Raw genomic sequence first — 26,335 nt, 5'->3', positions numbered from 1 at the left:
CTTATCCATCAGCAGGTTCTATTTCCATCCCAGGCAGTGATGCCCCCGCCCATCCGGGACGGGTCACTAGATTGGGAAAGGATAGACCCATGCAAACACGTAACACTCTGGCCGCGTCGGTCCTCGCTCTCCTCGTGGCTGCGCCTGTATTCGCGCAGGGCGCCATCGTCGGCATCGAGGATCTGGACGACCGCATTGACGACATCCAGGAGGACGTCGGCGACGATCTGGCCGAAGGCGGCGACAAGGACCGCTTCGGGCCCAACCAGTACGCCCAGGGCTGGAGCGGCAGCGTGTCACTCGGGTTTTCCGGCACCACCGGCAACACGGACACTGCCGATCTCGATTTCGCGGGCCGCCTGCGCTACGGCCACGGGCTGTGGAACCACACCCTGGGCTTTGCGGGCGAATTCTCCGAAGACAATGACGTGCGCAACAAGGAAGAAATCTTCCTGACCTATGACGTGAACCGCTACTTCAATGAGCAGTTCTACGTGTTCGGCCTTGGTTCGGTGCGCTACGACGATTTCGACTCCAACCGTCTGGACGCTTTTCTGGGCTTTGGACCGGGCTACCGGGTGATCAACACCCCGACCCAGACCTGGCGGGTCCAGGCAGGCCCAGGCGTGCGCTACATCGAGGATCAGCTGCGTAACGACACCACCGAAGTGGCAGGCATCGCGGCGTCGCGCTACTACTTCGCCTTCAGCGAAACCGCGTTCCTGACCATGGACACCGACGTGCTGTTCTCGGACGCGGACACGGTGGTGACCAACGACCTCGGCGTGAACTTCAAGATCACCGACCGGCTTGCGACCCGGGTGTCCTACCGCACCGAATGGGACAGCGATCCACTGCCGGGCCTGAAGAGCACCGACAACAAGCTGGGCGTCTCGCTGGTCTACGGTTTCTGACAGGGGAGGGACCGACGAGGGTTGCCATGCCCTCGCTCACCTCGGGGCGGAGAAATCCGCCCCTTTTTTTGTCCCGCGAGTCGGGGCGTGCAGGTTGAGAGACCACCAGCCTTTCGCGTCTCGAGGCGTCTTCCCCATGGTCTTGATCTTGCGCGGGTCGTCGCCCGCGGCACCAAGCCTTGAGGCCGCTTTGGGGGTCAGGCGTTGGCGGAAGACCTCTTGGCGAACATTCGGACTCCGCGATGACCCCATTGACCTTTCCTTTTGGTGGCAATTCGTGCGAGATAGGCGGTCGAACCGCCCTTTCGCTTGCGCTCGATCATGTTGGCTATAGCGGAACCACTTTTGGAAATCGGGACAACCTTTGGTGTTCCAGCCCGACAAAACGGGTCGGAACAGGCAAAATTCGGCTGTGAATGAGCAACTGGCATGAGTGACAAGATCGTTGAAAAACAAGTGAATGAGCCCATCTGGCGCTCCGCACGCCTTTCCGTCGCACCCATGATGGATTGGACGGATCGCCATTGCCGGTACTTGCATCGGCTGCTCAGCCGCGAAACCCTGTTGTACACCGAAATGGTCACCGCTCCGGCCTTGGTGCGGGGCGGGGCGCTACATTTGCTGACATTCAACCCAGAGGAACATCCCCTGGCCTTGCAGCTGGGAGGGTCCGACCCGGTGGAGCTTGCCGAGGCGGCCCGTCTTGGTGCCGAAGCGGGCTATGATGAAATCAACCTCAATTGTGGTTGCCCGAGCGACCGCGTGCAATCCGGGGCTTTTGGCGCTGTTTTGATGCAGACACCTGAGCTGGTGGCCGATTGCGTGGCCGCGATGCGCGAGGCGGTGGACGTGGAGGTGACCGTCAAATGCCGCATCGGTGTCGATGAGCAGGACCCGGAGAAGGTGCTGCCCGACTTTCTCGAGAAAATTCGCGCAGCGGGCTGCAATCGGGTGACGATACACGCGCGCAAGGCATGGTTGCAGGGCTTGAGCCCGAAGGAAAACCGCGACATCCCTCCACTGGATTATGACCTAGTGCACCGGATGAAGGCGGCGTTTGCGGACATGCATGTCTCGATCAACGGTGGCATCGCAACCTTGGATGAAGCGCGGTCACATCTCGAGCGTGGGCTTGACGGGGTGATGATCGGCCGGGCGGCCTATCACCAGCCGGCCGATATCCTGTGTGCCGCAGATCTGCAGATCTATGGCGGCGGTCAGGTGAGCGATCCGGCCGAGGCGGTGCGCCGGATGTTGCCCTATATCGAGGCGCAACTGGCGGGCGGCGCCAAGTTGAACCAGATCACGCGGCACATGCTGGGACTGTTCGCGGGCAAGCCGGGTGCGCGGCAATGGCGCCGCACCCTGTCCGAAGGGGCCTGTCGCAGCGGGGCCGGGCCGGAGCTGGTGGAACAGGCGCTGGCTGAGGTTACCCGGCAGGCTGCGGCCTGATATCCCGGTAACCCGGTATTGGCTTGCGGGGGGGCGCTGGGGTCGCTAACCCTTTCGCAACAGACACATACGCCCGAGGTTCCGCCCGCATGACCGATCCCAACATTACTGTCGCACTCTGGCCGGAGCCGGGTCTTTTGATGCAGATGGCCGCGCTTCTGGTTGTCATTGGCGGGTTCGCGGGCGTGCTTGCGGGGTTGTTGGGCGTGGGGGGCGGCATCGTGCTGGTGCCCGCGTTTTTCTATGCCTTTCAGACGCTCGGCTACGGCAGTGACCAGCTGATGCAGATTTGTCTGGCGACCTCGCTGGCGACGATCATCGTCACGTCGCTTCGCTCGGTCATGAGCCACAACAAGAAAGGCGCCGTGGACTGGCAGATCCTGCGCGGCTGGTGGGTCGGCATTGCGCTGGGGGCGGTCGTTGGCGTGCTGGCGGCCTCGGCGCTGCGGTCTTCGGTTTTGCAGGGGGTGTTCGGCGGCCTCGCCCTTGTGATCGGTTTCTACCTGGGGTTCGGCAAGGCGGACTGGCGGCTGGCCGAGGCCATGCCCAAGGGTATTCGGCGCGTGATACTGTCGCCGGTGGTTGGCTTTCTGTCAGTTCTGATGGGAATTGGCGGCGGCAGCTTTGGCGTTCCGCTGATGACCTTGCACGGGGTCGCGGTGCACCGGGCGGTTGCCACCGCGGCGGGCTTTGGCGTGATCATCGCGGTTCCCTCCGTGGCGGGTTTCCTGCTGCTGCAGATCGATCCGGCCAATCGGCCTCCGTTGACCTTTGGCGCCGTCAACCTTCCTGCCTTCCTGATCGTGATCGCGATGACGCTGATCACCGCGCCCTGGGGCGTCAAGCTCGCCCATGCGATGGACCCCAAGCCGCTGAAGCGCCTGTTCGGGGGGTTCCTGGTACTGGTGGCGTTGAATATGCTGCGCAAGGCGCTTGGCTACTGACCGGGATCGACCGGCATCGGACGGAGGCGTGATGCAGGACGCGGATCTTCACTATCTGGATAAGGGCTGGCTGCGCTTTGGGTACGATCCGCAGCTTGCGGCCTGGGCCGAGCACGCGCTGCCGTACGGCGTTGCGGCGCTCGACGATCCGGCCTGTGCCGATTGGTTTCAGTGCGAACGGACCTGGTTCATCGGCGTGGATGCGCTGCCCAATGATACCACGGGTCGGCTGCCGGACGGCCCTCCGCTGGCCGGGGAGGCGTTGCGGTTCATTGCCGACCATCACGGCCCCTTGCCGAGCCTGCACCGCGCGCAGGTATCCTCGGTCTTTCCCGGCTATCCGCGCCCGCGTCCCGGCGAGGGAGAAGCGGCGTTCCGCTACCGCGTCAAGCGCGATGCGGCGCATGTGGACGGGGTGAAGATGTACGGCGATCACCGCCGCCGCAAGGTCGAGGAGCCGCATGCCTGGGTGCTGGGGATCCCGCTGAACGAAAGCAGCCCGGATGCGGCCCCGCTGGTGATCTGGGAGGGGAGCCACAAGATCATGCGCCGCGCCTTTGCCGCCGCGTTCGATGGGGTGTCGCTTGCGGCGTGGGCGGATGTCGATGTGACCGACGCCTATACGGCCGCCCGCGCCGAGGTGTTCGAAACCTGCCCGCGGATCACGGTGCACGCCAAGCCCGGTGAATCCTACCTGATGCACCGGCTGTGCCTGCACGGGGTTGCGCCCTGGGGCGAGGGGGCAAGCGCGCCGGAAGAGGGCCGCATGATCGCCTATTTCCGCCCGGAGCTGGCGGATTGGACGTCGGCCTGGCTGGCAGAGGGGTGATCTGACCCCGACAGGCCGACGGCGCGGATCGGATAGGTCAGCACCCCTGCCTGAATGTTTCGCGCGCGAAACATTGGGTCAGCATCCATTCCGCATGGTTGACAAGTCGTTACTTCGTCGTTTGCGGCGCTACCTGCGCTTCAGCCTTGCGCTGCGCCCGCCGCGGCGCTTGACCAATCTGCTGGCGCGGTCTGGCAGCTCGGTCATGATCTCTGCGCGCTGGCCATTGGTCATTTTCGACCAGTCGCGGATCTCGTCGATGGAGCGGTAGCAGCCGGTGCAGATGCGCGCCTCGGGGTGGACGACGCAGATCTTGATGCAGGGGGACTGGATCTCGTCCCGTTTCCAAACCTCATCCGTCATCGCTCACCCATTCTTCAAATGCCGCAGCCGGTCCAGCGCGCCCTGGAGGATATAAGAGGCCGCAACATGGTCGATCACTTCGGCACGGCGTTTGCGGGTGGTATCCGCCTCCAGCAGCGCCCGTTCCGCTGCCACGGTGCTGAGCCGTTCGTCCCAGAAGCCGATCGGCAGATCGCTGAGCTGCGCCAGGTTGCGGGCAAAGGCGCGGGTGGACTGGCAACGCGGGCCTTCTGTGCCGTCCATGTTGCGCGGCAGGCCTAAAAGGATGCCGCCGATGTCGCGTTGCTGGATGATCTCCTGCAGGCGGGCGGCGTCCAGTGTGAATTTCTTGCGCTTCACGGTTTCCAGCGGCGTCGCCACCGCGCCGATGCGGTCAGAGACGGCAACCCCGATGGTCTTGGTGCCAAGGTCCAGCCCCATCAGCGCGCTCATCGGCGGCAGGGCGGCGGCGAAGTCTTCGAATACGTCGTGGATCATTCAGCCACTCCTGCCTGTCGGGCGGTTGTCTGCAGCAGCGTCAGGGCTTCACTGTCGCTCGCAAAGACCATTTTCGCCTCATCATAGATTGCACGGGCGCGGGCGCTGTCGCCCAGAACCGACAAGGCACCGATCAGCCGCGCCCATTCCTCGGCGCTGCCGCCCTCGGTTGCCAGCCGGTCGGACAGGCGGCTGACCATGCCGCGGATCATCTCCTGACGCTCCTCGGAGCTGAGCTCTCCTGCGGCTTCCATGTCCTCGGCGCTTGGGCCGGGCAGGGGGGCAGCGTTGGATCCGCCCGGTGTGATCGGCTGGTACTGGACACCGGCGCGATAGGCCATGTCTTCAATCTGCGCCTGAATGCCTTCGACCCAGGGCGCGCCAGCGGGGCCGTCACGCAGGGTTGCGGCCCACTCGCGATAGGCAAGGTCAGGCCGCCCCAACTGCCCCAGCATCAAGCCCCAGTAGTAGCGGGCAGGTCCGTGGGTGGGATCGAGCGACAGCGCCTGTTGCAGGTCGCGTTCCGCCTCGGGGGAGACATACCCACCGGCGGCCATGATCCGGAGCTCCGCCAGTTCGGTGTAGTCGCGGGCCGTGGCCTGTGGCCCCAGAAGGTCGATTTGACGGCTTTTGGCGGCATATGCGGCGGAAAAATTGCCAAGGTTCGCTTCGTGCTGGGCGAGCAGCGCCTGCCCCTGGGCATCATCGGGACGGCTGCCTGCGGTCTGGCGCAATTGTTCGACCAGTTGCAGATAGCTCTCGTCGACCTGCGGTTTGCCCATCGCGGGCATCTCGGCCTCGGCGGCGGCCTGGGAGGGGCGGCTCTCGGCGCGTTCTGCAGCCAGTCGGATGCGGTCCCGCAAGCCAAGATCACCATAGCCGGGCGCGCCCAGATGCCAGTACAGACCCAGCGTGCCGCCCACGATCACCAGCGCCGTCACGGCGGCCATCGTGCGCGACAGACCCGATGGCTGGCTCGCGCCGTTGCGGGCCTGTTGCAGTTGGGTGTCGGCCGCGAGAATGCGGCGGGAAATTTCGGTGCGGATGCGTTCGGCGTCGTTTTGCTGGATGACGCCGCGGGCGAGATCCTTTTCAACTTCACGCAACTGCTGGCGATAGACACGCAGGTCGTAGGCTGCGGCGGGTTCGCTCTGTTCGCGGGCGCGGATGAGAATCATCGCCAGCAAAAAGGCTGCCGCGGATGCGATGAGTGCGGTGACTGTCCAGAATACCATGCCGTCTCCGTGGTTTGTTCCTCATCTATAACCGGGGACGGTGGAACAAAAGGGCCAAACTGCCGCGGCGTCTCTGCAGCTCCCCGACATGAATGTCGCAATAGCGCAGAAAGAGGACGATAAACGGCGTCGGTCAGCCATGCATTTCAGGCATACCGGCTAACAGACACGAACCATCGGATTCGCCCATGAAACGCTATTCAGTTTTTGCCGTCGCGCGGGAAGCCCTGCGCTATCACACCGGGTGGGAGCGCGCCTGGCGCTCGCCGGAGCCCAAACGCCATTATGATGTGGTCATTGTCGGCGCGGGCGGCCATGGCCTCGCGACTGCCTATTACCTGGGCAAGAATTTCGGCATCACCAATGTCGCCATCATCGAGAAGGGCTGGCTGGGGGGCGGCAACACCGGCCGCAACACCACCATCATCCGCTCGAACTACCTGCAGGATCCCTCGGCTGCGATCTACGAGAAGGCGCGCAGCCTGTATGAGACCATGTCGCAGGATCTGAACTACAACGTGATGTTCTCCCCCCGCGGCGTCATCATGCTGGCGCAGACCGAGCATGAGATCCGCGGCTACAAGCGTACCGCGCATGCGAACCAGCAGCAGGGTGTGCAGACCGAATGGATCACGCCGGAGCGTGTGAAGGAACTGGTTCCGATCATCAACCTGCACGGGCCGCGTTACCCCGTTCTGGGTGGCTTGTGGCAGGAGCGCGGTGGCACCGCGCGCCACGATGCGGTGGCCTGGGGCTATGCGCGGGCCTGTTCCGACATGGGCATGGACATCATCCAGAAATGCGAAGTCACCGGCGTGCGTGTCGAGAACGGTCGCACCGTCGGTGTGGACACCACCAAGGGCCCGATCGACTGCGACAAGCTGGGCATGGTCGTGGCCGGCAATGCCTCGGTTCTGGCAGAGCAGGCAGGCTTCCGTCTGCCGATGGAATCCGTGGCGCTGCAGGCGATGGTCTCCGAGCCGATCAAGCCCTGCATGGACGTGGTCGTGATGGCCAACACCGTGCATGGCTACATGTCGCAGTCCGACAAGGGCGAGATGGTGATCGGTGGCGGTACCGACGGGTTCAACAACTACACCCAGCGCGGCTCGTTCCATCACATCGAGGAAACCGTGCGCGCGCTGGTCGAGACCTTCCCGATGGTCAGCCGTCTCAAGATGCTGCGCCAGTGGGGTGGTATCGTCGACGTGACTGGCGACCGCTCGCCGATCATCTCGAAAACGCCGGTCGAAAACTGCTTTGTCAACTGCGGTTGGGGCACCGGCGGCTTCAAGGCGATCCCGGGGTCCGGCTGGGCGATGGCCGAGCTGATGGCCACCGGCCATTCGCCGCTGACCGAGGAGTTCTCGATGATGCGCTTCCGCGAAGGCAAGTTCATCGACGAGAGCGTTGCGGCCGGGGTGGCGCACTGATGCAGACCCGTTTGGCAAAGTCCTGCCTGCCGCAGCCGCGACAGGCAGAGACGGGGAACCTCCATGCAGGTTCGGGCGTTGTTGACCCGAATTGCAAACTGCACAGGAGGCTCTCATGTCTGACGAAATCCACAACAACTCCGGTTCTGGTTCCGGCGGCGGTATGGGCGCGCTGGCCTTCATCCTCGGCGGCGTCGTTGTCGCGCTGGCCGTCATCGGCTGGTTCGTCCTTGGCGGCGAAAACCCGGTGGATGAACCGGATCTGCGCATCGAACTGCCGGACGGCAGCGCCATCGAAGGTGAAGTCGAAGGCGCAAGCCAGTAACCATCGCGGGCACGCTGCCCGCAGTGGCGGCGTGCCGGTTTCTCCCGGTCGCACCATGCTGGCCCGTCTGGTGCGTGATACCAAAGGGTCTGCCGTCCTGCGGCAGGCCGCGGGCTCGTCCCGACATCCGATGAACCGTTCAACCGGTGCCGCGTCTGCGGACCGGGCCGCGCTTGCGCGCCAGGCCCGCTCCACGCCTCGTGGCCCTGGACTGGGCGCTGTTGTTTCCCTCACCATGGAGCACGCACAATGCTGATCCTTGAATGCCCTTATTGCGGTGTCAAAGCCGAAGAAACCGAACTGGCCGCAGGCGGCGAGGCGCATCTGAAGCGCTATGGCCCCGGCTCCTCGGATGATGAGTTCCATGATTACCTGTTCATGCGCGAAAACCCCAAGGGGGTGCATTTCGAGCGTTGGCGCCACGCCAACGGCTGCGGCAAGTGGTTCCACGCGGCCCGCTGCACGATGACGCTGGAGGTGTTCGGCACCTATCCCGCCCAGACCACCGAGCCGCCGCAGGAGATCTGTGACAAGATCACCGCCAAGCGTCCCGGCTGGAGCTGGCGCGAATTCTCCGACGGCCGCAAATCTTCTGCCGCCTGACAAAACAATCTGACATTCCTCTGAAGGATCAGCAAATATGAGCACGCGTCTTGCCAAGCATGGCCGGCTGATCGACCGCTCCAAACAGATCGACTTTACCTTCAACGGCAAGACCATGAAGGGTTACGCCGGCGATACGCTCGCGTCCGCCCTGCTGGCCAACGGCCAGGTCATGATGGGCCGTTCGTTCAAGTATCACCGCCCGCGCGGCGTGGTGGCATCCGGTGCCGAAGAGCCCAATGCCCTGATGCAGCTGGGCACCGGCGACCGCTATGAGCCGAACCAGCGCGCGACCACGACCGAGCTGTTCTCGGGCCTGCAGGCGCAGTCGCAGAACCACTGGCCCAGCCTCGAGTTCGACGTTCTGTCGATCAACAACAAGCTGTCGCGGTTCCTCACCGCAGGCTTCTACTACAAGATGTTCATCCACCCGCGTCCGCTGTGGAAACACGTCTATGAGCCGATCATCCGCAAATCCGCGGGCCTCGGTGCCGCGCCGGATGCGGAGTTGAAAGACGCTGACACCTACGAGCATTTCTACTTCTTCGCAGATGTGCTGGTCATCGGCGGCGGCGTTGCCGGCCTGCAGGCGGCCAAGGCGGCGGCGGCTTCGGGCGCCAAGGTGCTCGTGCTCGAACAGAACAGCTACTGGGGTGGCCGCGCGCCGGTCGATGGCGGCACCATCGACGATGAGGCCCCCGAGGCCTGGATCGAGAAGACCCTGGGTGAGCTGCGCGCCATGGATAACGTCACCCTGCGCGACCGCTGCATGGGGTCCGGCGTCTATGACCACGGCTATGCCCTGGGCTATGAGCGTCTGACCGATCATGCGCCCGGCCAAGGTGGTCCGCGCCACCGTCTGTGGCGGATCCGCGCCAGCCAGATCGTTACGGCGACTGGGGCGATCGAACGGCCCTTGTCCTTCGCTGGCAATGACGTGCCGGGCGTGATGCTGGCCGGAGCGATGCGGGACTACGTGGTGAACTGGGGTGTCAAACCCGGAGAGCGCGTGGTCGTGGCCACCAACAACGATGACGCCTATCGCACCGCGCTGGTGCTGCATGACGCAGGCGTCGAAGTGGTGCGCGTGGTCGACACCCGCGAGACCGGCGGCGGCGCGCTGATGGAAGCGGTGCGCGAAAAAGGCATCCGGGTTGAACTGGGTCGGGCCATCGCCAAGGTCAAGGATGGCAAATCCGTCACCGAGGTCGCGATCTGCGCGCAGAACGGCGAAGGTGGTGCGCGCGAAATCGTGCAGGCCGACGCGGTTGCGATGTCCGGCGGCTGGTCGCCGGTGGTTCACCTCTGGTCCCACTGCGGTGGCAAGCTGATCTGGGACGAAGTCACCGCCAGCTTCCGCCCCGATCCCGAGCGCCCGCCGCTGGGTGACAAGGGGCAGGGCTTCGTGGTGCCTGCGGGGGCCGCCAACGGCGAGTTCGGCCTGGCCGCGCTGCTGGAGGACGCCGCTGCGGCGGGGGCAAAAGCGGCCGAGGCTGCAGGGTTCCCCGCGACGACCGTGGCTGCGGCCAAGGGCGAGTCGGTGGCCGAATCCCAGACGGAAGCCGTCTGGCTGATGCCTGCAAAGGCCGACGTCAAACTGCGCATGAAGTCCTGGCTCGACTACCAGAACGACGTGAAGGTGTCGGACGTGCAACTGGCAGCCCGCGAAGGCTACGAGAGCGTCGAGCACACCAAGCGTTACACCACGCTGGGTATGGCGACGGACCAGGGCAAGCTGTCCAACATCAATGGTCTTGCGATCCTGGCCGACAGTCTGAATGCGGAGATCCCGCAGGTCGGGACCACCACGTTCCGCCCGCCGTACCATCCGATCTCGCTCGGCGCGATCGCTGGCGAAGCGCGCGGCGAGATCTTCCAGCCGATCCGCAAGACGCCGATGTACGATTGGCACGATCGCAACGGCGCGGATTGGGAACCTGTAGGCCAGTGGCGACGTCCCTTTGCCTACCTGCGCGACGGTGAAGACCGTCATGCCGCGGTCAATCGCGAGGTAAAGAACACCCGCGAGAACCTCGGCCTGCTGGATGCCTCGACGCTGGGCAAGCTGATCGTCAAAGGCCCGGACGCAGGCAAGTTCCTCGACATGATGTACACGAACATGATGTCGACGCTGAAGATCGGCAAATGCCGCTATGGCCTGATGTGCTCGGAAAACGGGTTCCTGATGGACGACGGCGTGGTGGCCCGCATCGACGAGGACACCTGGCTGTGCCACACCACCACCGGCGGCGCCGAGCACATCCATGGCTGGATGGAAGAATGGCTGCAGACCGAATGGTGGGACTGGAAGGTCTATGTCGCCAACGTGACCGAGCAATACGCCCAAATCGCCGTGGTCGGCCCAAACGCCCGCAAGGTGCTGGAAAAGCTGAACGCGCAGGCGGGTGGCGGCATGGATATCAGCCGCGAGGCGCTGCCGTTCATGGAATGGCGTGATGGTCAGATCGGCGGCTTTGATGCACGCGCCTACCGGATCTCCTTCTCGGGGGAGCTGTCTTACGAGATCGCGGTTGCGGCTTCGGAAGGTCAGGCATTCTGGGATGCGCTGATGGAAGCGGGCAAGGAATTCGGCGTCATGCCCTATGGCACCGAGACCCTGCACATCCTGCGGGCCGAGAAGGGCTTCATCATGATCGGGGACGAGACCGACGGCACCGTGATCCCGCAGGATCTGGGCCTGAACTGGGCGCTCTCCAAGAAGAAGGAAGACTACCTGGGCAAACGGGCGCAACAGCGGTCGCACATGGTGGACCCGGATCGCTGGCAACTGGTGGGCCTGGAGACCGTGGACGGTTCTGTGCTGCCCGATGGCGCCTATGCGGTGGGTGAAGGCGTCAATGCCAACGGCCAGCGCAACATGATCGGACGCGTGACCTCGACCTATCATTCGGCAACGCTGGGCCGCGGTATCGCCATGGGGCTGGTCAAGCATGGCCCCAAGCGCATGGGCGAGGTGATTGAGTTCCCTGGCACCGATGGCAAGACCTACAAGGCCAAGATCGTTGATCCGGTCTTCTACGACAAGGAAGGGGAAAAGCAGAATGTCTAAGGCTGTTTCCGAACTGAACGGTGCCCGTTACGCAGGTCTGGCGGAAGTCGCTGACGCTGGTTTGCGTGGGATGATTACGCTGCGCGGCGATCTGGACTCTGCGGTGCTGAAGTCGGCCGTGCAGGCCGCGACTGGCGCTGGGATGCCGGGGATCGGGCGGATCTCCGTTGCGGCAGATGGCGCCGTGGCGTGGATGTCGCCGGACGAACTGCTGCTCCTCGTTCCCTACGAAGAGGCCGACGCGAAACTCGCCGCGTTGCAGGCGGCGCTGGCCGGAGAACATGCACTCGCCGTCAACGTTTCGGACGCACGGACCTACCTGCGTCTGTCCGGCGAGGGCGCGCGCGAGGTGCTGGCCAAGGTCAGCCCGGTCGATCTGGACCCGGCGGCTTTTGGTCCGGGCCAATTCCGCCGCTCGCGGCTGGCCCAGGTGGCAGGTGCCTTCTGGATGGAAGAGGATGGAAGCTTTGGCATCATCTGCTTCCGCTCGGTTGGGGAGTATGTTTTCAAATTGCTGAAGACAGCCGCCCATCCGCAGAGCAAGGTTGGCGTCTATTAACATTGTTACTCGCTTTCTGCTTGTGACGTGATACTGCGTCAATTACGGTGCGCGACAGGGATGTCGGGCACCGTTTTTCATTGGTCGGCATTCTGCCCCTGTTGGGGGAAATATTTGATCCTGGGCGCAGATCCGGGGTCCAAAAAAATTGAGCATAGTGAATTGGGGAGGACCAGATGCGAGCGTCGGCATGTGCGGTATTGGCGTCGGCTTGCTCACTTGTGTTTACCAGTGCCTTTGCCAGCGCCACGTATGATTGCGCGGTGACACCTTTGTCTCGTTCCAGCTGGATGCCGCAGAATTACAAGATCGAGTTCGCCCGCGGGTTCGTGCAGGCAAAGGTCGTCGACACGGTGATGGATCGTATCGAGACGGCAATCGTGCGCCACCGAAGCCCGCGCTCTCTGGTGCTGACATGGAACGCGGCCATGCATGAGCCAGTCGACGACGACATCGACGGCGACGCTGTCGGCTCACGTCGGTTTCGGGTCGTGCTCAATGTCGACAATCTGAAGATGAGCGTGGTTGTTGCGCCTAGTCACTCTGTCAACAAATTGGTGCGGGGGGCCGGGCGGTGCTACCGGGTGCAGTCGCGGCGCTACAGCCCATACCCGCTGTATATTCAAGGACAAATCTGAAGAACCTGCCCGACCTGCGCGCAATCTCCGGGTTCCTGCGGTGGAGCTGGGCGGGGCTGGCGAAAAGAAGGAAATTGGAAACAATATGAAGAAACTGATGTTTGCCGCCATTGCGATGATGTGCGCCGGAACCGGGGCCCATGCGGTCGTTCAGAACTATGACTGCACTGTCAAAAGCATCGAACAGCATGGCTGGATGCCCGACCGCGTGCAGCTGTCCTTCGACCCAGAGACCGGAAAGGCGCGGGCATATGATGGGTTTATCCATCACGCGCACGAGAAGCCGATTGATGTGAAGTTCAAAACGGTGCGCGGCAAGTACCGGATGAACTGGAGACTGCAATTGCCGAGCCGGGGCTCGGGAAAATTGCGCGTGAACTATACCGCGACGCTGACACCCGGCAGCAATGAGCTTCAACTGAAAGCGTCGTTTCCGATGAACAATGCGGCCAACTTGCCGCGCGGTGTCGGTCGTTGCCAGGAAGTCAAGGGCCGGTCTCTCTACTGATTGCGCAGATGGAATGCAGGAATTCACACAGCTGCTCTTGACCTGCTCAACTATGAATCGCATGTATCTGCTCAGCAACGCAAACTTTAATGACAGGGGGCCCAAATGGCTTTTGAACTTCCCGATCTTCCCTACGCTCATGACGCGCTGGCCGACAAAGGCATGTCCGCGGAAACCCTGGAATACCACCACGACCTGCACCACAAGGCCTATGTCGACAACGGCAACAAGCTGATCGCCGGCACCGAGTGGGAAGGCAAGTCGCTGGAAGAGATCATCACCGGCACCTACGACAAGAACGCCGTTGCGCAAAACGGTATCTTCAACAACATCTCGCAGCTCTGGAACCACAACCAGTTCTGGGAAATGATGGGCCCGGGCGAAAGCAAGATGCCCGGCGAGCTGGAAAAGGCACTGGTTGAGAACTTCGGCTCGGTCGACAAATTCAAAGAGGAATTTTCCGCAGCAGGTGCCGGCCAGTTCGGTTCCGGCTGGGCCTGGCTGGTGAAGAACGCCGATGGCTCGCTGGCGGTAACCAAGACCGAGAACGGCGTCAACCCGCTGTGCTTCGGCCAGACCGCGCTTCTGGGCTGCGACGTATGGGAGCACTCCTACTACATCGACTTCCGCAACAAGCGTCCGGCCTACCTGACCAACTTCCTGGACAACCTGGTGAACTGGGAAAACGTGGCCTCCCGCCTGGGCTGAGGTCACATTCCTCCCGCCCACCTCCGTCGCCGGGGGCAGGGCTGACACAGTCGCCCGCGCAGCCTTGGCTGCGCGGGCTTTTTCTTGCCCGACAGGAACCCGGCCCAGCTCGTCCGCGTTGACTCCCTACATGTTGAAACGATGGAGGTTGCGATGGCTGAACGTAAAAGATCCAAGGACGGGCACCGCGAGACCGAAGAGATCCCGGGCGCACAGGGCACGATTTCCCAACAGGGACGGATCGGCGGCGACCTGCAGCGCGACATTGCTTCCGAAGACGAACTGAAGCGATCGAAATCGCGACCTGCGGGGAAAACCCGCGTCACCAAGTCGAAAGAGCAGGAGTAACACCATGGTCATGCTGAAGAAAGGCACCTGGGTTCTTGTCGCTGACAGTGAGAAAGCACTGTTTCTGGAAAATGTGACCGACACGCAGGACCCGCACCTGAAGGTGCGGCGCAAGGATGAGCAGGACAACCCGTCCGACCGCGAGCAATCGGCCAACCGCCCGGGACGGTTCAACGACGGTCCCAGTGTGCACCGTTCGGCCGTGGATGACACTGACTGGCACGAGCTGGCCAAGGAGCGTTTTGCATCCGACCTTGCGGACCGCCTCTATAAGCTGGCGCACAAGGGCGAGTTTGAACAACTGGTGCTGGTCGCGGCCCCCGAGGTTCTGGGCGAGCTGCGCAAGAACCTGCACCAGGAGGTGTCGGACAAGGTGATTGGCGAGGTCGCGAAGAACCTGACCAACCATGAAACCAGCAAGATTGAACAAATGGTCAAAGAGGCGATTTCGGATCTCTGATGGCCGAGCCGGGGACTTGACCATCGCCCCTGTCCGGTGTCTGTCATGGCAGGCACGGGGCAGGGGCAGAACATGCGCGAAACACACAAGGGCGTCTTGGCGATGATCGCCGCCTGTACGGTCTGGGGACTGTCGGGCATCTATTACAAGGCGCTGTCGCATATTCCGCCGGAACAGGTGCTGTCGCACCGCGCGGTCTGGTCGTTTATCTTCTTTGCCCTGGTCCTGATGCTGCAGGGGCGGTTGCGCGAGCTGGCCGCCGCCTTTGCCGAGCGGCGCAATGCGCTGCTCTTGGTCTGCGCCACGGTGATGATCTCGCTGAACTGGTTCATCTTCATCTTTTCGGTGCAGTCTGGCTATGCTACCGAGGCGAGCCTGGGCTATTACGTATTCCCGCTGCTGAGCGTGCTTTTGGGGCGGCTGCTTTTCGGGGAGCGTCTGGCAACGGTCCAGCTGGTTGCCGTGGCGCTGGCAGGGCTTGCGGTGGCGCTGCTGTCCTTCGGGCTGGGGGCCGCGCCCTGGATTCCACTGGCGCTGGCTGTCAGCTTTTCCCTCTATGGAGTTGCAAAGAAACAGCTTCTTCTGGGGCCGGTGGTCTCTGTCACGGCTGAGGTCCTGCTGCTGCTGCCGCTGGCGCTGCCGCTGATCTGGCTGACCGACGGCGGCGGTTTTCTGGGCGGCACGCGTGATGCCGCGATGCTGGCGTTCTCGGGCCTGCTGACCGGGCTGCCGCTGATCCTGTTCGGCTATGCCGCGCGGCGGGTGCAGCTGGGCACCGTCGGGGTGCTGCAGTACCTGAACCCGACACTGCAATTCCTGGTGGCGGTGCTGATCTTTGCCGAGCCCTTCAGCCCGTGGCACGCCGCCTCCTTTGTGCTGATCTGGAGCGCGGTTGCGGTGTTCTCGATGTCGGCGCTGCGTCAGGAGCGCGCGTCGCGCAGGGCGGCAATGGCAGCCACCGGCGTGTCGGCCCAGATCAGGTAGTCCGCGGTCTCCGGTCCGGCAAACCCCTGTTCGGTGACCTGCCGAAGCAGCGCCCGCAGCGGATCCCAGTAGCCATTGGTGTTCAGCACGACAATCGGCTTGCCGTGCAGCCCCAGCTGCCGCCAAGTCAGCGCTTCGAACAATTCGTCCAGCGATCCGGCACCGCCGGGCAGCAGCAGGATGGCATCGGCGTTCCACAGCATGACTTTCTTGCGCTCATGCATGGTCTCCGTCACGACATAGGTGGACAGATCGCTTTTACCGACCTCTCGGCGGACCAGGTGCTCGGGAATGACGCCAAAGGTGCGCCCACCCGCAGCCTGTGCGGCGCGCGCGACTTCGCCCATCAGGCCGACATCGCCGGCACCGTAAACCAGCTGCAGCCCTTGCTGGGCCAGCAAGGTGCCGGTTTCCCGCGCGGCCTCGGCATAGGCTGGATCCGCACCGTGGCGCGACCCGCAGTAGACGCAGACGGATTTGATGCTCATTGGCCAGCCTTTCTGTGGAATTTCAAAGCGAAACGAAATTGGTGTTTTGACCAGTGATAGCGAGGTTGCTAGGTTTGCTCAACTAAGCGGAAGGGAACATTCCGCAAACGTCGAAGGGATCGAAATGGCGGATGGAACTGGAAGCAGGAGCCTCGGGGCTCTGACCATTGGAGGTATTGTCGGAACGGCGGTCGTCGTTGGCGGTGTCGTGCTGTATCAGCTTGGCGTGTTCTCGATACATGGCCCGGATGCGGTCAACACGCCGCGGCAGGAGGCCGACCGCAACACCCAGAGCGCCGATTTTGACGGCGCTGGCGATGAATCCGGTCAGCCCTTGCAGAACCGTTCCAGCCAAGAGACCGCGGTCGCAGAAGAACAACCGGCGCAGAGTACAGGACAGGAACTGGCGGAAACAGACGCCCCGCAAGCCGGTGATCAGGATCAAGGCGGGTCCCAAGCCGTTGCCCCGGAGAGCGGAGATGTCTCGGCGGCGGAACATGAAGATATTGCTGCAAGCATCGATTCTGAAAGGATAAATCCAGATCCTGAAGGTGCGTCTTCGATCGCTGGCGACGCAGCCGCGTCGGGAGAACCCGAGATGGATGGGGCGAAAACGGAAGGGGATCGCCCGGCAGAACTCGCAGTTGAGGTGGTAACGGAGGACGGCGCGGACAGTGCTGCCTCGGGCACGGAGGACACCACGGCGGCTGGGGAGGCACAAGATGGTGTGCTTGTGGCGCCGTCGCTGGACCTGGTGCGGGTGGACCGTGATGGGTCCGTGGTGATTGCCGGTCAGGCACAGGGCGGCGTGCAGTTGACCGTGCTGGTTGACGGCGCGCCACTGGAGCAACTGGAAGTGCCTGCCGGGGGCGAGTTCGCGGTGCTGACCACGATCACACCGAGCGATACACCCCGGGTGATTTCCCTGCTCGCTGAACATGCAGGAAAGAAGATCGCCTCGGCCGAGAGTTTCATTCTTGCCCCGGCCGACCAGATCGTCGCCGCGGGCACGCCGGAGGCGGAGCAACAGTCGCCTGCTGGAGATAGTGAGGGCACGGCCTCGGTCACCGAGGAGACTGTCGCAAGTCTGTCCGAGGGTAATCAGGACGTGGACGAACAGGGGGCGGACCTCATGGGCTCGCAACCCGAGGCGACTGGGCGCGCAACGTCCGAGGGGCAGAGCAGTCCTGAGGATGCCACGCCTGCCACTTCGGGGGCAGACCAGCAGCCGGGGCAGGCGGTCGCGGTGTTGCGTGCCGATCAGGACGGGGTCGAGGTCGTACAGCCCGCCATACCCGCCGATCCCGAGCTCAGCGATGAGGTCGCGCTGGATGCGATCAGCTACAATGGGACCGGTGGCGTGGAACTCTCGGGGCGCGCGCGGCCGCAGTCGCGGGTCCGGATCTATGTGGACAACCGGGCCGTCGCCGAGCTGGAAGCTGCGGAAGATGGTCGCTGGAGTGGACGGCTGGAAGGTGTGTCTCCCGGGATCTACACCCTTCGGCTGGATGAGGTTGAGGTCGCGACTGGTTCTGTCGTGAGCCGTCTGGAAACCCCGTTCAAGCGGGAAGCCCCGGAAGCCTTGCCGACGCCAACCGGCGATCCTGCCCCGGATGCGGCTGCGCCGCTGGTGCGGGCTGTCACGGTCCAGAAGGGCGACACATTGTGGGCGATTTCTCAGCAGCGCTATGGCAGCGGGTTTCTGTATGTCCGCGTGTTCGAAGCCAACCGGGAAGCCATTCGCGATCCTGATCTGATCTATCCGGGGCAGGTCTTTACGATCCCCGAGTGATTTCCCCCTGCGTCTGTCGGCACGCGCGTTGATCCGCCTCTCGCGGTTTTGCGGGAAAAGCATTAATCGTGCCGGTTCAGACACCCTAGCCCGCCTTCGCCAGGAGCAGCCATGAGCCAGACCGAGCAAGCCGCCGCGCCATCGTCTTCCACCGCAATCGCAAGGGCCGAACGGCGTTCCGGTCTGCGCACCTTGCGGAAAGTGGGACCGTACCTTTGGCCGCGCGGCAATCGGGGCGTCAAGCTGCGGGTGGTGCTGGCTCTGGCGGTTCTGGTGCTGGCCAAGATCATCGCTGTTTACACGCCGATGCTGTACAAGGGGGCGGTCGATACCCTGGCCGGGGAAGGCGTGCCCCCGCTTGCGCTGGGGGCCGTTGGGCTGACCGTGGCATATGGCGTGGCACGGATCCTCACCACTGGTTTCCAGCAATTGCGCGATGCGGTGTTCGCCCCTGTCGGCCAGCGCGCGCTGCGTCGGCTGGCGCTGGAGACCTTTACCCATATCCACCGCCTGTCGATGCGCTACCACATCACGCGCAAGACCGGTGGTCTGAGCCGGATCATCGAGCGCGGCGTGAAGGGCGTCGAGTTCCTGCTGCGGTTCATGCTGTTTTCCATCGGGCCGCTGATCCTGGAGCTGTCCCTGGTGGCGGTCATTCTGACAGTCTTGTTCGATGCGCGCTATCTTGCCGTGGTGGCCGGGACCATCGCGCTCTATGTCTGGTTCACCTTCGCTGTCACCGAGTGGCGGGTGAAGCTGCGGCGGGAGATGAACCAGCAGGATACCGACGCCAATCAAAAGGCCATCGACAGCCTGCTGAACTATGAAACCGTGAAGTATTTCGTGGCCGAAGAGCGTGAGGCCGCGCGCTATGACAGCGCGATGAAGGCCTATGCGCAGGCGGCACTGAAGACAGCCTACTCGCTGGCCTTTCTCAACTTCGGCCAAAGCGTCATCATCACTGCGGGCCTTGTCGGCGTGATGGTCATGGCGGCTATCGGCGTGCAGCAGGGCGGATTGACGGTGGGCGATTTCGTCATGGTCAACGCCTACATGATCCAGATCACCGTGCCGCTCAATTTCCTGGGCACGGTATACCGGGAAATCCGTCAGAGCCTCGTCGACATGGGGGAAATGTTCGACCTTCTGGGGCAGCCAGCGGATGTCAGTGATCGTCCCGGAGCAACTGAGCTGAAGGTCTCGGGTGGCCGGGTCACTTTGGACAATGTGCGGTTTTCCTACGAGCCGGACCGGGAGATCCTGAAAGGGATTTCACTCGACGTGGAGCCGGGCCAGACCGTGGCAATCGTCGGCTCCACCGGATCGGGAAAATCGACCATCGGTCGGCTGTTGTTCCGTTTCTACGATGTCCGCGGCGGCGCGCTGTGCATCGATGGTCAGGATGTTCGCGATGTGACGCAGAAAAGCCTGCATCAGGCGATTGGCGTCGTGCCGCAGGACACGGTGCTGTTCAATGACACCATCCGCTACAATATCGCCTATGGCCGCGAAGGCGCCACGCAGGAGGAGATCGAGCAGGCGGCGCGGGACGCCCAGATCCATGACTTCATAGCGGCCTTGCCCGATGGCTATGACACCCAGGTGGGCGAGCGCGGCCTGAAGCTGTCTGGCGGCGAGAAACAGCGGGTTGGTATTGCGCGGACCCTGTTGAAGAACCCGCCGATCCTTCTTCTGGACGAGGCGACCTCGGCGCTGGACAGCGATACCGAGCAGGAAATCCAGGGGGCGCTGGCGCGTGCCGGGCAAGGGCGCACGGTGATTACCATTGCCCATCGCCTGTCCACGATCGCTGACGCTGACCGTATTGTCGTTCTGGAGCAGGGCGAGATTGCCGAAACCGGCACCCATCAGGAGCTTCTGGCCCGCCAGGGGCGCTATGCCCGGCTGTGGCAACGACAGCAATCGGATCAAGACAGCGCTTGATGGCCGTCACGGTCTGTTTTGGCACTTGAGAAAAAGTTCCCTGAAAAACGCCTGTCCGCGTCCGGGATGAGGCGTATGGCGGAAACCTGCAAGATGCACACCTCAGGTTGAGCGGAGAAAGGTTCAAGCGGATCGCTGGGGCGGCTTTGCGCTCAGCCCCGGGCCGGGTTTGGGCGAGCGGACGCCGGAAATTTGCTGTTCCGCGCTGGCATCTGGCGTGGAGCGCGGCCTCCACTTACCTCTGTTCATGGCTCACGGGAGAAACCGTGGGTCTGGAAAAAATGAACAGAATGAATGGAGTATCTCAAATGAAGTCCTTTGCACTGACGGCTGCTGCCGTGACCGCGCTTGCTGCTTCCCCTCTGGCTGCGCTGGATCTTGATGGCGCAACGGATATGGATGGCGACGGCTCCTACTCGCTGGATGAGCTGCAGGTTGTCTACCCTGAATTGAGCGCCGAAACCTTTGCCACCATCGATGCCGACGCTGATGGCGAGGCAACCGAGGACGAAGTGCAGGCCGCGGTGGATGCGGGCCTGCTGACCAAGGAAGGCTGATTCTCGTGACTTTCTTTGGCGCGCGAGGGCTTCGCGCGCCGTCCTCTCACACAGATGAAAACGGAGTGTACAAGATGAAGACTTTTGCCCTGACCGCCGCCGCCCTGACCGCACTTGCCGCTGCACCGGTTGCCGCGCTGGACCTGAACACCGGCGTCAGCGTTGGAATCGGCGCAGAGGCCGATGTGGACGGCAATGGCACCTTCTCGATGGAGGAGCTGCAGGCCGCCTATCCCGAGCTGGACGCGGAAACCTTTGCCGCGATTGATGCCAACGCGGACGGCGAGGCCGACGAAGAAGAAGTTCAGGCGGCCGTGAACGCCGGCGTTCTGGCGAAATCTGGGTAACGCCGGGGACGCATCTTTGGCCTGACCCCGTTCAGGACAGGTCGGCTCTGGACCTCCCCCAAGCAAGAGCCTCGAGACCAACTGTACGTTTCCCCCCAAACGGGTGAGGCCGAGATGCCATGGACTGGCCCCGTCTAGATGACGGGGCCAGTTTGTTAGGGCAGCCTATTCAGCGGCGCGCAGGTCGCCACCGGCTGAGGGCGCTTGCGAGGGGGTCTGGGGATCGGAGGTCGTCGCATCGGTGTCGTCGTCTTCCCACAGAACCTCGGTGCTCGGCAGGGTCCGGGCCTTTTTGAAGAGGCGCGAATCCTGTGCGATGCGGCTTGAGCGGCCACGGGTAATCCGGGACAGCACCCGCCCGAGGGCGTGCATGTAGGTCGACAGCCAGACCCGGATCGCCAGCAAGGACGGGGTCACCACCAGCGTCAGTACGGTGGCAATGCCAAGACCAAAGACCACAGCAGTCGCCAGCTGCTTCCACCACAGCGCCGTGGGGCTGTCGATGGAGTAACCGCCGTCGATGAAGTCGAGGCTGACGCCGAACATCATCGGGGTCAGGCCCGCCATTGTGGTGATGGTGGTCAGCAGTACCGGTCGGATGCGGGCTTCGGCGGTGCGGATGATCGCCTCGATCCGGGGCATCTTCTGGCTGAACTCCTGGTAGGTGTCGATCAGCACGATGTTGTTGTTCACCACGATCCCCGCCAGCGCCACGATGCCAGTGCCGGTCATGATAATCGAGAAGGGCTGCTGCATCACCATCATGCCGATGAGCACGCCGGTGGTGGACAGCACCACTGCCAGAAGCACCAGAACCGAGTTGTAGAAGCTGTTGAACTGGGCCAGCAGGATCACGAACATCAGCGCCAGCGCCCCGGCAAAGGCCTTGGACAGGAAGGCACCGGATTCCTCCTGCTCCTCCTGATCGCCGGTCCATTCCCAGCTGATGCTGCGCGGCAGCGGGTCGGTTTCCAGCCATTCGGTCAGCACCGAGATCCGCTCGTTCGGGTTCACCGGGCTGATCTTTGCACCATCGTCGAGGGCGGCCTGCAGCGCCTCTATGCTGTCGGCTCCGGTGAGCTGCACCAGCTGCAGTCGCTTGCCATTGGAGCCGACGATGGTATCGGATGCCGCAGGGGCGCCTTCCGGCAGCTCCCGCAGAACCGCCAGGCGGGTCGCTTCACCGCTGTCAGGGTCAGTAGCGACAACCTTGCTCAGGCCCAGCTCAACATCCGCTTTCACGTCGTAGTAACGTTCCTGCTCGATGCGGCTGATCTTGGCGAGTTTCGGAACCGGTTTGCGCGTGACGAAGTTCGACAGCGGCACAAGCCCGTCGGCGGTGCGCACCTTGAGCGTGTCGAGGGTGGAGAGCACCCGGTCTTCTTTGGGCAGGCGGACGCGGATCTCGATTTCTTCGTCCGAGCTGTCGACGCGCATGGTGTCCAACAGGATACCGCGGGTGACCAGTTGCACCATCGCGCCCACGGTCGCCACATCGGCGCCATAACGGCCGGCCTTCTCGACATCGACGTCGATCTGCCAGTCGATGCCGGGCAGCGGCAGGCTGTCTTCGATCAGGATCAGGCCCGGGGTTTTGGCGAATTGCTCGCGCGCGGCGATTGTGGCGGCGGTCAGGTCGTCCCAGCTGTCACCGCGCAGACGCAGGTGAACAGGCTTGCCGCTTGCCGGTCCCTGGGCGAGCGATCTGACTTCGACCTCAAAACCGGGCAGGGCGGCGAGTTGGCTGTTCAGCTCGTCAATGACGGTATTGCCATCGTATTCCTGCGCGATCACCTTCTTCTCAAGGCCGAGGTTCTCGCTCAGCCAGCGGCCAAACCAGCCATCCATGGGTTCGGTCTCGGTGGGACGATCTTCCCACGGGATGATCTCGAACTGGACCTGACCAACAGTGTCCGGCGGGATCGAAGCGCCCGAGCTGTCCGTGTTTAGGCCGCCGTCACCTGCAAAGGAGAAAACATTGATCACAGCGTGGTGGTTCAGGATGACCTGCTCGGTCGCACGGACGAGGGCATCCTTTTCCTGAAGCGAAATGTTGCCGCGGGCCCGAACATAGGCTGTCGCCTGTTCGGGTTCCGATTCCACAAAGAATTCAACGCCATAGTTGTTCTCGCTGAACATCGAGAACACCGTCATGATGCCAAAGCCGACGGCGGCGATGGTCACCACCGGCATGACGGGATTGCCGGCGATGAATTTGATGAAATGGCCAAACGGGGAATGGTGGTAGCCGGTTCTGACTTCCCGTTCTTCGCGTTCGATCTTAACCGCGCTGAGGGTGATCGAGGCGGCAAACGCGCTGAGGGCAAAGACCAGCGCACCAAACACCACCGGGCCGATCCCGGCGGCATCAGCGCCAAGCAGATAGCCCGGGTTCAGCATCTGCATCGCACCGGCAAACATGCCCCACATGGGAAGCGGCACAAGGGCGGCGCGCAGCCACCAGGGGGCGACCATGCGCAGGGTGCGGGACGCGCCTTCGAAGGTCCGGCTGATGCGGCCGGTCACACCGCCCATCACCGGCAGGTAGATCAGCGCCACCACCAGCGAGGCCGACAGAACGAAGATCAGGGTCACCGGCAGCATGCCCATGAATTCACCCGGCACGCCGGGCCAGAACAGCATCGGCAGGAAGGCGCAGAGGGTGGTCGCGGTGGAGGACACGATCGGCCAGAACATCCGCTGCGCTGCCTCGACATAGGCGTGCATCGGGCCGGTGCCTTCCTTGATCCGCTTGTCGGCGTATTCCACCACCACGATGGCGCCATCGACCAGCATGCCGACGGCAAGGATCAGGCCGAACATCACGATGTTGGAGATCGAAATCCCCATCAGCGCCAGAAGGGCAAAACACAATAGGAAGGAGGTCGGAATGGCAAACCCGACCAACAGCGCGGCACGGCTGCCAAGCGCCGACAGCACCACGATCATCACCAGCGCGATGGCGGTCAGCACCGAGCCCTCCAGCTGGCTGACCATGGAGCCGACCACGCGGCTCTGGTCGTTGGAGGTGCCCACCGTCACCGCAGCCTGCAGTTCCGGCGGCCACTTCGACTTGGAGACCTCCAGCGTTTCCTTCACCAGGTTGACGGTGTCGATCAGGTTGTAGCCCTTGCGTTTGACCACCTGCAGCGCCACCGTGTCTTCGCCGTTGAAACGGGCGGTGCCTTCGCGGTCCTCGAAGGTGAAATTGATCTGGGCCAATTCGCCAAGCGTCACCACCCGGTCGCCATTGGTCTTCACCGGCAACTGGTAGATATCCTGAACATCATCAAAGGACGACGGGATCTTCACTGCAAAGGAGCCCTGGGCGGTGTCGACTTCGCCCGCGGCAATCAGCTGATTGTTGTTCTGCACAACGTTGATCAGCTCAAGAGCCGTGACGTTATAGGCCTCGAGCCGCAACGGGTCGATCAACACTTCGACCATTTCGTCCCGATTACCGGCGATCCCTGCCTCCAGAACGGCGTCGAGGGCCTCAAGGTCATCCTGCAGGTCCTTGGCGATGCGCGCCATGGTCCGTTCCGGCACCGCCCCTGTCAGGTTCACGATGACGATCGGGAATTCCGAGAAGTTGATCTCGTTGATGGTGTATTTCTCGGCGCCCTCGGGGAACTCGGCCTCGGCCTTGTCCATCGCGTCGCGCACATCCGCCATCACCGCGGTCTTGTCCCAGCCGAACTCGAACTCCAGCGCCACACCGGCATAGCCCTCGGCGGCGGTGGAGGTCATCTTGTCGAGCCCGTCGAGGTCGGCAAGCTCGGTTTCCATCACCTTGACCAGCAAGGTTTCTGAATCCTCGGCGGAAATGCCGGGGAAGGGGACCGAGATGAACAGAGCCGGAATTTCGATGTCCGGCTCGCCTTCCTTGGGGAGCATGGAATAGGCAAACCCGCCCACCAGGAGCGAGATTGCGATGAATGCAAGAACCATCCGGGCCCGATTGGCGGCCCAGCCTACGATACCGGTCACTGGTCAGCCTCCCGATATGTGGCTGCCACGGGTACGCCTTCGGTTACGAAATCCTGCCCGACCACGATGATGTCGGCTTCTGCTGGCAGCCCGCCCAGCCAGACGCCGTCAGCCTCGTCTCGCAGCAGTTCGACGGGAAAGAACTCCACCGTGCTGTCCTCGCCAACCACCCGCACGCCCAGACGGCCTTCGTTGTTGAGGGTCAGCGCCGATTGCGGAAGCTTGTGGGCGAGAGAGCCGGCCGAGGAAATCGCGATATCGGCCGTTTGCCCGTCGCGGATCGACAGGTCCGGGTTCGGCACCGTGATCTCGACCTCGAAGGTCCGGGTTTGCGGGTCCGCGGAGCGGCTGAGGAAGGTGACCTTGCCCTGAACCTGCTGACCAGTGGCCAGCTTGGCGCCCGCAGAGGCCCCCAGGGTGACCTTGTTCACCTCGGCTTCGGGCACGTAGCCCACCAGTTTGATGGTGTCGAGCTGGATCACGGTGCCGCAGAGGCTGCCGGGTTGCAGCAGGCTGCCCAGCTCGGCGGTATCACTTTCCAGCAGACCGTCGAAGGGGGCGGTGATCTTCAGGTTGGCGATTTCCCGTTCGGCGGCCGCCACGGCGGCTTGCGCGGTACGTTCGGCTGCCTCGGCGGCGGCCAGCCGCGTTTCGGAGGCATAGCCACCTTCCGACAGCTTGGAGGCTGCGGTGAGATTGATCCTGGCTTCTTTCAGCTGTGCCTGTGCCTGCAGCAGGGTGGCAGGGCGGGTGCCGGGATCCAGTTCACACAGAAGATCGCCCTTTTTGACTGCGGCGCCCTTGCGCAGCGGTTCGGAAATCACGGTCGACGTGGTTTCTGCCCGCACCTCCACCTGGCGGATCGCCTGTGTCTGCCCCCGCAGGATCACCGCATTGCCGATGGTGCGGGCTTGGCTGCGCAGCGCGACAACCCCGATCCGTTTGTCGCCACCTTGCGCGGCGGAAGGCGCCGACGTGTCTTCGGTCACGGGTTCTGTGGCCTCCGGAGCGGTTTCCCCTCTGGCAAATGCCATCAGTTTGTCCCGTTCGATGATCACCATATAAAGACTGGCAGTCACCACGACGGCTGTCAGCATTGGGACAATACGCATGTCGGGCCTTTCTAAAATTCTTGCTTGGGTCCCGGAAAATATGTGCCGTCCGGCACAGGGCGCGGACTGTGGGGCAAAGGGACTCGCGCGGAATTGATAGGCCAGATATAGGAGATGTCCATTCTAAACTAAGTGGTTCAGTTCATATTTCTGCCTTTTCCTGTCGGTTTTCCGGGGTTTCTGATGCAAACGGGCCACTTGGCTTGGTTTGGAAGGCAGGGTAAGAGGGGCACGAACGCATTCAATGCTGGCCCT

General features: G+C 63.0%; 26 protein-coding genes. 19 read left to right on the top strand and 7 right to left on the bottom strand.

Annotated elements, in window-relative coordinates; genetic code table 11:
- Positions 1-89 precede the first annotated feature (89 nt).
- The 4 genes from AB9K35_RS12215 to AB9K35_RS12200 all read left to right on the top strand — a co-directional run bounded on the left by AB9K35_RS12215 (position 90) and on the right by AB9K35_RS12200 (position 4,139).
- Positions 90-914 (top strand): YdiY family protein, encoded by an 825-nt coding sequence (locus tag AB9K35_RS12215; protein ID WP_369926414.1) that lies wholly within the window; start codon positions 90-92, stop codon positions 912-914.
- Positions 915-1,343: 429 nt separating this feature from the next.
- Complete coding sequence (dusA, locus tag AB9K35_RS12210; RefSeq protein ID WP_369926413.1) at positions 1,344-2,366, top strand: tRNA dihydrouridine(20/20a) synthase DusA; 1,023 nt, start codon at positions 1,344-1,346, stop codon at positions 2,364-2,366.
- 89 nt (positions 2,367-2,455) lie between these two features.
- Positions 2,456-3,310 carry a sulfite exporter TauE/SafE family protein gene (locus tag AB9K35_RS12205; protein ID WP_369926412.1) on the top strand — a complete coding sequence of 285 codons (855 nt, stop codon included), beginning with the start codon at positions 2,456-2,458 and terminating at the stop codon, positions 3,308-3,310.
- 31 nt (positions 3,311-3,341) lie between these two features.
- Positions 3,342-4,139, top strand: a complete 798-nt coding sequence (locus AB9K35_RS12200; protein ID WP_369926410.1) for a hypothetical protein — start codon at positions 3,342-3,344, stop codon at positions 4,137-4,139.
- A 129-nt stretch (positions 4,140-4,268) separates the two neighbouring features.
- Here the strand turns inward: AB9K35_RS12200 and AB9K35_RS12195 are convergent, their stop codons facing one another.
- From AB9K35_RS12195 to ccmI, 3 genes are read right to left on the bottom strand one after another with little or no spacing between them, the layout of a single operon-like run.
- Positions 4,269-4,502, bottom strand: coding sequence for a DUF1289 domain-containing protein (locus AB9K35_RS12195; RefSeq protein WP_222453684.1), 234 nt, complete (start codon positions 4,500-4,502; stop codon positions 4,269-4,271).
- A 3-nt stretch (positions 4,503-4,505) separates the two neighbouring features.
- Positions 4,506-4,979, bottom strand: a complete 474-nt coding sequence (gene ruvX / locus AB9K35_RS12190; RefSeq protein WP_222453683.1) for a Holliday junction resolvase RuvX — start codon at positions 4,977-4,979, stop codon at positions 4,506-4,508.
- Positions 4,976-6,214 carry a c-type cytochrome biogenesis protein CcmI gene (gene ccmI, locus AB9K35_RS12185; RefSeq protein WP_369926407.1) on the bottom strand — a complete coding sequence of 413 codons (1,239 nt, stop codon included), beginning with the start codon at positions 6,212-6,214 and terminating at the stop codon, positions 4,976-4,978. The genes ruvX and ccmI overlap by 4 nt, the downstream gene beginning before the upstream one ends.
- Before the next feature lie 188 nt (positions 6,215-6,402).
- Between ccmI and AB9K35_RS12180 the strand changes: the two genes are divergently transcribed.
- The 11 genes from AB9K35_RS12180 to rarD all read left to right on the top strand — a co-directional run bounded on the left by AB9K35_RS12180 (position 6,403) and on the right by rarD (position 15,850).
- Positions 6,403-7,647, top strand: a complete 1,245-nt coding sequence (locus AB9K35_RS12180) for a sarcosine oxidase subunit beta family protein (protein WP_222453681.1) — start codon at positions 6,403-6,405, stop codon at positions 7,645-7,647.
- Positions 7,648-7,762: 115 nt separating this feature from the next.
- Positions 7,763-7,972: a hypothetical protein gene (locus AB9K35_RS12175; protein WP_222453680.1), complete on the top strand. Its 210-nt coding sequence runs from the start codon at positions 7,763-7,765 to the stop codon at positions 7,970-7,972.
- A gap of 249 nt (positions 7,973-8,221) precedes the next feature.
- The gene (locus AB9K35_RS12170; RefSeq protein WP_222453679.1) at positions 8,222-8,575 is read left to right on the top strand and encodes a sarcosine oxidase subunit delta; all 354 of its coding nucleotides are present in this window, start codon (positions 8,222-8,224) and stop codon (positions 8,573-8,575) included.
- A gap of 37 nt (positions 8,576-8,612) precedes the next feature.
- Positions 8,613-11,645, top strand: coding sequence for a sarcosine oxidase subunit alpha family protein (locus AB9K35_RS12165; RefSeq protein ID WP_369926404.1), 3,033 nt, complete (start codon positions 8,613-8,615; stop codon positions 11,643-11,645).
- Entirely contained in the window at positions 11,638-12,204 is a 567-nt protein-coding gene (locus AB9K35_RS12160) for a sarcosine oxidase subunit gamma (RefSeq protein WP_369926402.1), read from the top strand. The genes AB9K35_RS12165 and AB9K35_RS12160 overlap by 8 nt, the downstream gene beginning before the upstream one ends.
- 176 nt (positions 12,205-12,380) lie before the next feature.
- Positions 12,381-12,842, top strand: a complete 462-nt coding sequence (locus AB9K35_RS12155; RefSeq protein WP_369926401.1) for a hypothetical protein — start codon at positions 12,381-12,383, stop codon at positions 12,840-12,842.
- Positions 12,843-12,882: 40 nt separating this feature from the next.
- Entirely contained in the window at positions 12,883-13,350 is a 468-nt protein-coding gene (locus tag AB9K35_RS12150) for a hypothetical protein (protein ID WP_369926399.1), read from the top strand.
- 105 nt (positions 13,351-13,455) lie between these two features.
- On the top strand, positions 13,456-14,058 hold the full coding sequence (locus AB9K35_RS12145; protein ID WP_222453674.1) for a superoxide dismutase: 603 nt from the start codon (positions 13,456-13,458) through the stop codon (positions 14,056-14,058).
- A 153-nt stretch (positions 14,059-14,211) separates the two neighbouring features.
- Positions 14,212-14,406, top strand: a complete 195-nt coding sequence (locus AB9K35_RS12140) for a hypothetical protein (protein ID WP_369926397.1) — start codon at positions 14,212-14,214, stop codon at positions 14,404-14,406.
- Positions 14,407-14,410: 4 nt separating this feature from the next.
- On the top strand, positions 14,411-14,866 hold the full coding sequence (locus AB9K35_RS12135; protein WP_369926395.1) for a host attachment family protein: 456 nt from the start codon (positions 14,411-14,413) through the stop codon (positions 14,864-14,866).
- 72 nt (positions 14,867-14,938) lie between these two features.
- A complete protein-coding gene (gene rarD, locus AB9K35_RS12130; protein ID WP_369926392.1) occupies positions 14,939-15,850 on the top strand; it encodes an EamA family transporter RarD in 912 nt (303 codons plus the stop codon).
- On the opposite strand, the gene AB9K35_RS12125 is transcribed toward rarD, so the two are convergent.
- Positions 15,787-16,338: a TIGR00730 family Rossman fold protein gene (locus AB9K35_RS12125; protein WP_369926391.1), complete on the bottom strand. Its 552-nt coding sequence runs from the start codon at positions 16,336-16,338 to the stop codon at positions 15,787-15,789. The genes rarD and AB9K35_RS12125 overlap by 64 nt on opposite strands.
- An 82-nt stretch (positions 16,339-16,420) precedes the next feature.
- On the bottom strand, positions 16,421-16,783 hold the full coding sequence (locus tag AB9K35_RS12120) for a hypothetical protein (protein WP_369926389.1): 363 nt from the start codon (positions 16,781-16,783) through the stop codon (positions 16,421-16,423).
- 153 nt (positions 16,784-16,936) lie between these two features.
- Between AB9K35_RS12120 and AB9K35_RS12115 the strand changes: the two genes are divergently transcribed.
- From AB9K35_RS12115 to AB9K35_RS12100, 4 genes are all read left to right on the top strand, one after another.
- Positions 16,937-18,130: a LysM peptidoglycan-binding domain-containing protein gene (locus tag AB9K35_RS12115; protein WP_369926387.1), complete on the top strand. Its 1,194-nt coding sequence runs from the start codon at positions 16,937-16,939 to the stop codon at positions 18,128-18,130.
- A gap of 111 nt (positions 18,131-18,241) precedes the next feature.
- Entirely contained in the window at positions 18,242-20,074 is a 1,833-nt protein-coding gene (locus AB9K35_RS12110) for an ABC transporter ATP-binding protein/permease (RefSeq protein ID WP_369926385.1), read from the top strand.
- A 308-nt stretch (positions 20,075-20,382) separates the two neighbouring features.
- Entirely contained in the window at positions 20,383-20,631 is a 249-nt protein-coding gene (locus tag AB9K35_RS12105; RefSeq protein WP_222453666.1) for a hypothetical protein, read from the top strand.
- Positions 20,632-20,705: 74 nt separating this feature from the next.
- A complete protein-coding gene (locus tag AB9K35_RS12100) occupies positions 20,706-20,978 on the top strand; it encodes a hypothetical protein (protein ID WP_222453665.1) in 273 nt (90 codons plus the stop codon).
- Between the two features lie 165 nt (positions 20,979-21,143).
- On the opposite strand, the gene AB9K35_RS12095 is transcribed toward AB9K35_RS12100, so the two are convergent.
- A complete protein-coding gene (locus tag AB9K35_RS12095) occupies positions 21,144-24,968 on the bottom strand; it encodes an efflux RND transporter permease subunit (RefSeq protein ID WP_369926382.1) in 3,825 nt (1,274 codons plus the stop codon).
- Positions 24,965-26,080: an efflux RND transporter periplasmic adaptor subunit gene (locus AB9K35_RS12090; protein WP_369926380.1), complete on the bottom strand. Its 1,116-nt coding sequence runs from the start codon at positions 26,078-26,080 to the stop codon at positions 24,965-24,967. Before AB9K35_RS12090 ends, AB9K35_RS12095 begins: the two co-directional genes overlap by 4 nt.
- Positions 26,081-26,335 lie beyond the last annotated feature (255 nt).

It is taken from the genome of Leisingera sp. XS_AS12 (genome assembly GCF_041224635.1).
Lineage (GTDB): Bacteria > Pseudomonadota > Alphaproteobacteria > Rhodobacterales > Rhodobacteraceae > Leisingera.
The sequence above is the reverse complement of the archived record's forward strand: the minus strand, read 5'-3'. Positions and strand labels throughout refer to the sequence as shown.

Excerpts from the sequence above, each read along its gene's own strand:
- AB9K35_RS12215 (WP_369926414.1), top strand. The coding sequence starts at position 90 with ATGCAAACACGTAACACTCTGGCCGCGTCGGTCCTCGCTCTCCTCGTG.
- dusA (WP_369926413.1), top strand. The coding sequence starts at position 1,344 with ATGAGTGACAAGATCGTTGAAAAACAAGTGAATGAGCCCATCTGGCGC.
- AB9K35_RS12205 (WP_369926412.1), top strand. The coding sequence starts at position 2,456 with ATGACCGATCCCAACATTACTGTCGCACTCTGGCCGGAGCCGGGTCTT.
- AB9K35_RS12200 (WP_369926410.1), top strand. The coding sequence starts at position 3,342 with ATGCAGGACGCGGATCTTCACTATCTGGATAAGGGCTGGCTGCGCTTT.
- AB9K35_RS12195 (WP_222453684.1), bottom strand. The coding sequence starts at position 4,502 with ATGACGGATGAGGTTTGGAAACGGGACGAGATCCAGTCCCCCTGCATC.
- ruvX (WP_222453683.1), bottom strand. The coding sequence starts at position 4,979 with ATGATCCACGACGTATTCGAAGACTTCGCCGCCGCCCTGCCGCCGATG.
- ccmI (WP_369926407.1), bottom strand. The coding sequence starts at position 6,214 with ATGGTATTCTGGACAGTCACCGCACTCATCGCATCCGCGGCAGCCTTT.
- AB9K35_RS12180 (WP_222453681.1), top strand. The coding sequence starts at position 6,403 with ATGAAACGCTATTCAGTTTTTGCCGTCGCGCGGGAAGCCCTGCGCTAT.
- AB9K35_RS12175 (WP_222453680.1), top strand. The coding sequence starts at position 7,763 with ATGTCTGACGAAATCCACAACAACTCCGGTTCTGGTTCCGGCGGCGGT.
- AB9K35_RS12170 (WP_222453679.1), top strand. The coding sequence starts at position 8,222 with ATGCTGATCCTTGAATGCCCTTATTGCGGTGTCAAAGCCGAAGAAACC.
- AB9K35_RS12165 (WP_369926404.1), top strand. The coding sequence starts at position 8,613 with ATGAGCACGCGTCTTGCCAAGCATGGCCGGCTGATCGACCGCTCCAAA.
- AB9K35_RS12160 (WP_369926402.1), top strand. The coding sequence starts at position 11,638 with ATGTCTAAGGCTGTTTCCGAACTGAACGGTGCCCGTTACGCAGGTCTG.
- AB9K35_RS12155 (WP_369926401.1), top strand. The coding sequence starts at position 12,381 with ATGCGAGCGTCGGCATGTGCGGTATTGGCGTCGGCTTGCTCACTTGTG.
- AB9K35_RS12145 (WP_222453674.1), top strand. The coding sequence starts at position 13,456 with ATGGCTTTTGAACTTCCCGATCTTCCCTACGCTCATGACGCGCTGGCC.
- AB9K35_RS12140 (WP_369926397.1), top strand. The coding sequence starts at position 14,212 with ATGGCTGAACGTAAAAGATCCAAGGACGGGCACCGCGAGACCGAAGAG.
- AB9K35_RS12135 (WP_369926395.1), top strand. The coding sequence starts at position 14,411 with ATGGTCATGCTGAAGAAAGGCACCTGGGTTCTTGTCGCTGACAGTGAG.
- rarD (WP_369926392.1), top strand. The coding sequence starts at position 14,939 with ATGCGCGAAACACACAAGGGCGTCTTGGCGATGATCGCCGCCTGTACG.
- AB9K35_RS12125 (WP_369926391.1), bottom strand. The coding sequence starts at position 16,338 with ATGAGCATCAAATCCGTCTGCGTCTACTGCGGGTCGCGCCACGGTGCG.
- AB9K35_RS12115 (WP_369926387.1), top strand. The coding sequence starts at position 16,937 with ATGGATGGGGCGAAAACGGAAGGGGATCGCCCGGCAGAACTCGCAGTT.
- AB9K35_RS12110 (WP_369926385.1), top strand. The coding sequence starts at position 18,242 with ATGAGCCAGACCGAGCAAGCCGCCGCGCCATCGTCTTCCACCGCAATC.
- AB9K35_RS12105 (WP_222453666.1), top strand. The coding sequence starts at position 20,383 with ATGAAGTCCTTTGCACTGACGGCTGCTGCCGTGACCGCGCTTGCTGCT.
- AB9K35_RS12100 (WP_222453665.1), top strand. The coding sequence starts at position 20,706 with ATGAAGACTTTTGCCCTGACCGCCGCCGCCCTGACCGCACTTGCCGCT.
- AB9K35_RS12090 (WP_369926380.1), bottom strand. The coding sequence starts at position 26,080 with ATGCGTATTGTCCCAATGCTGACAGCCGTCGTGGTGACTGCCAGTCTT.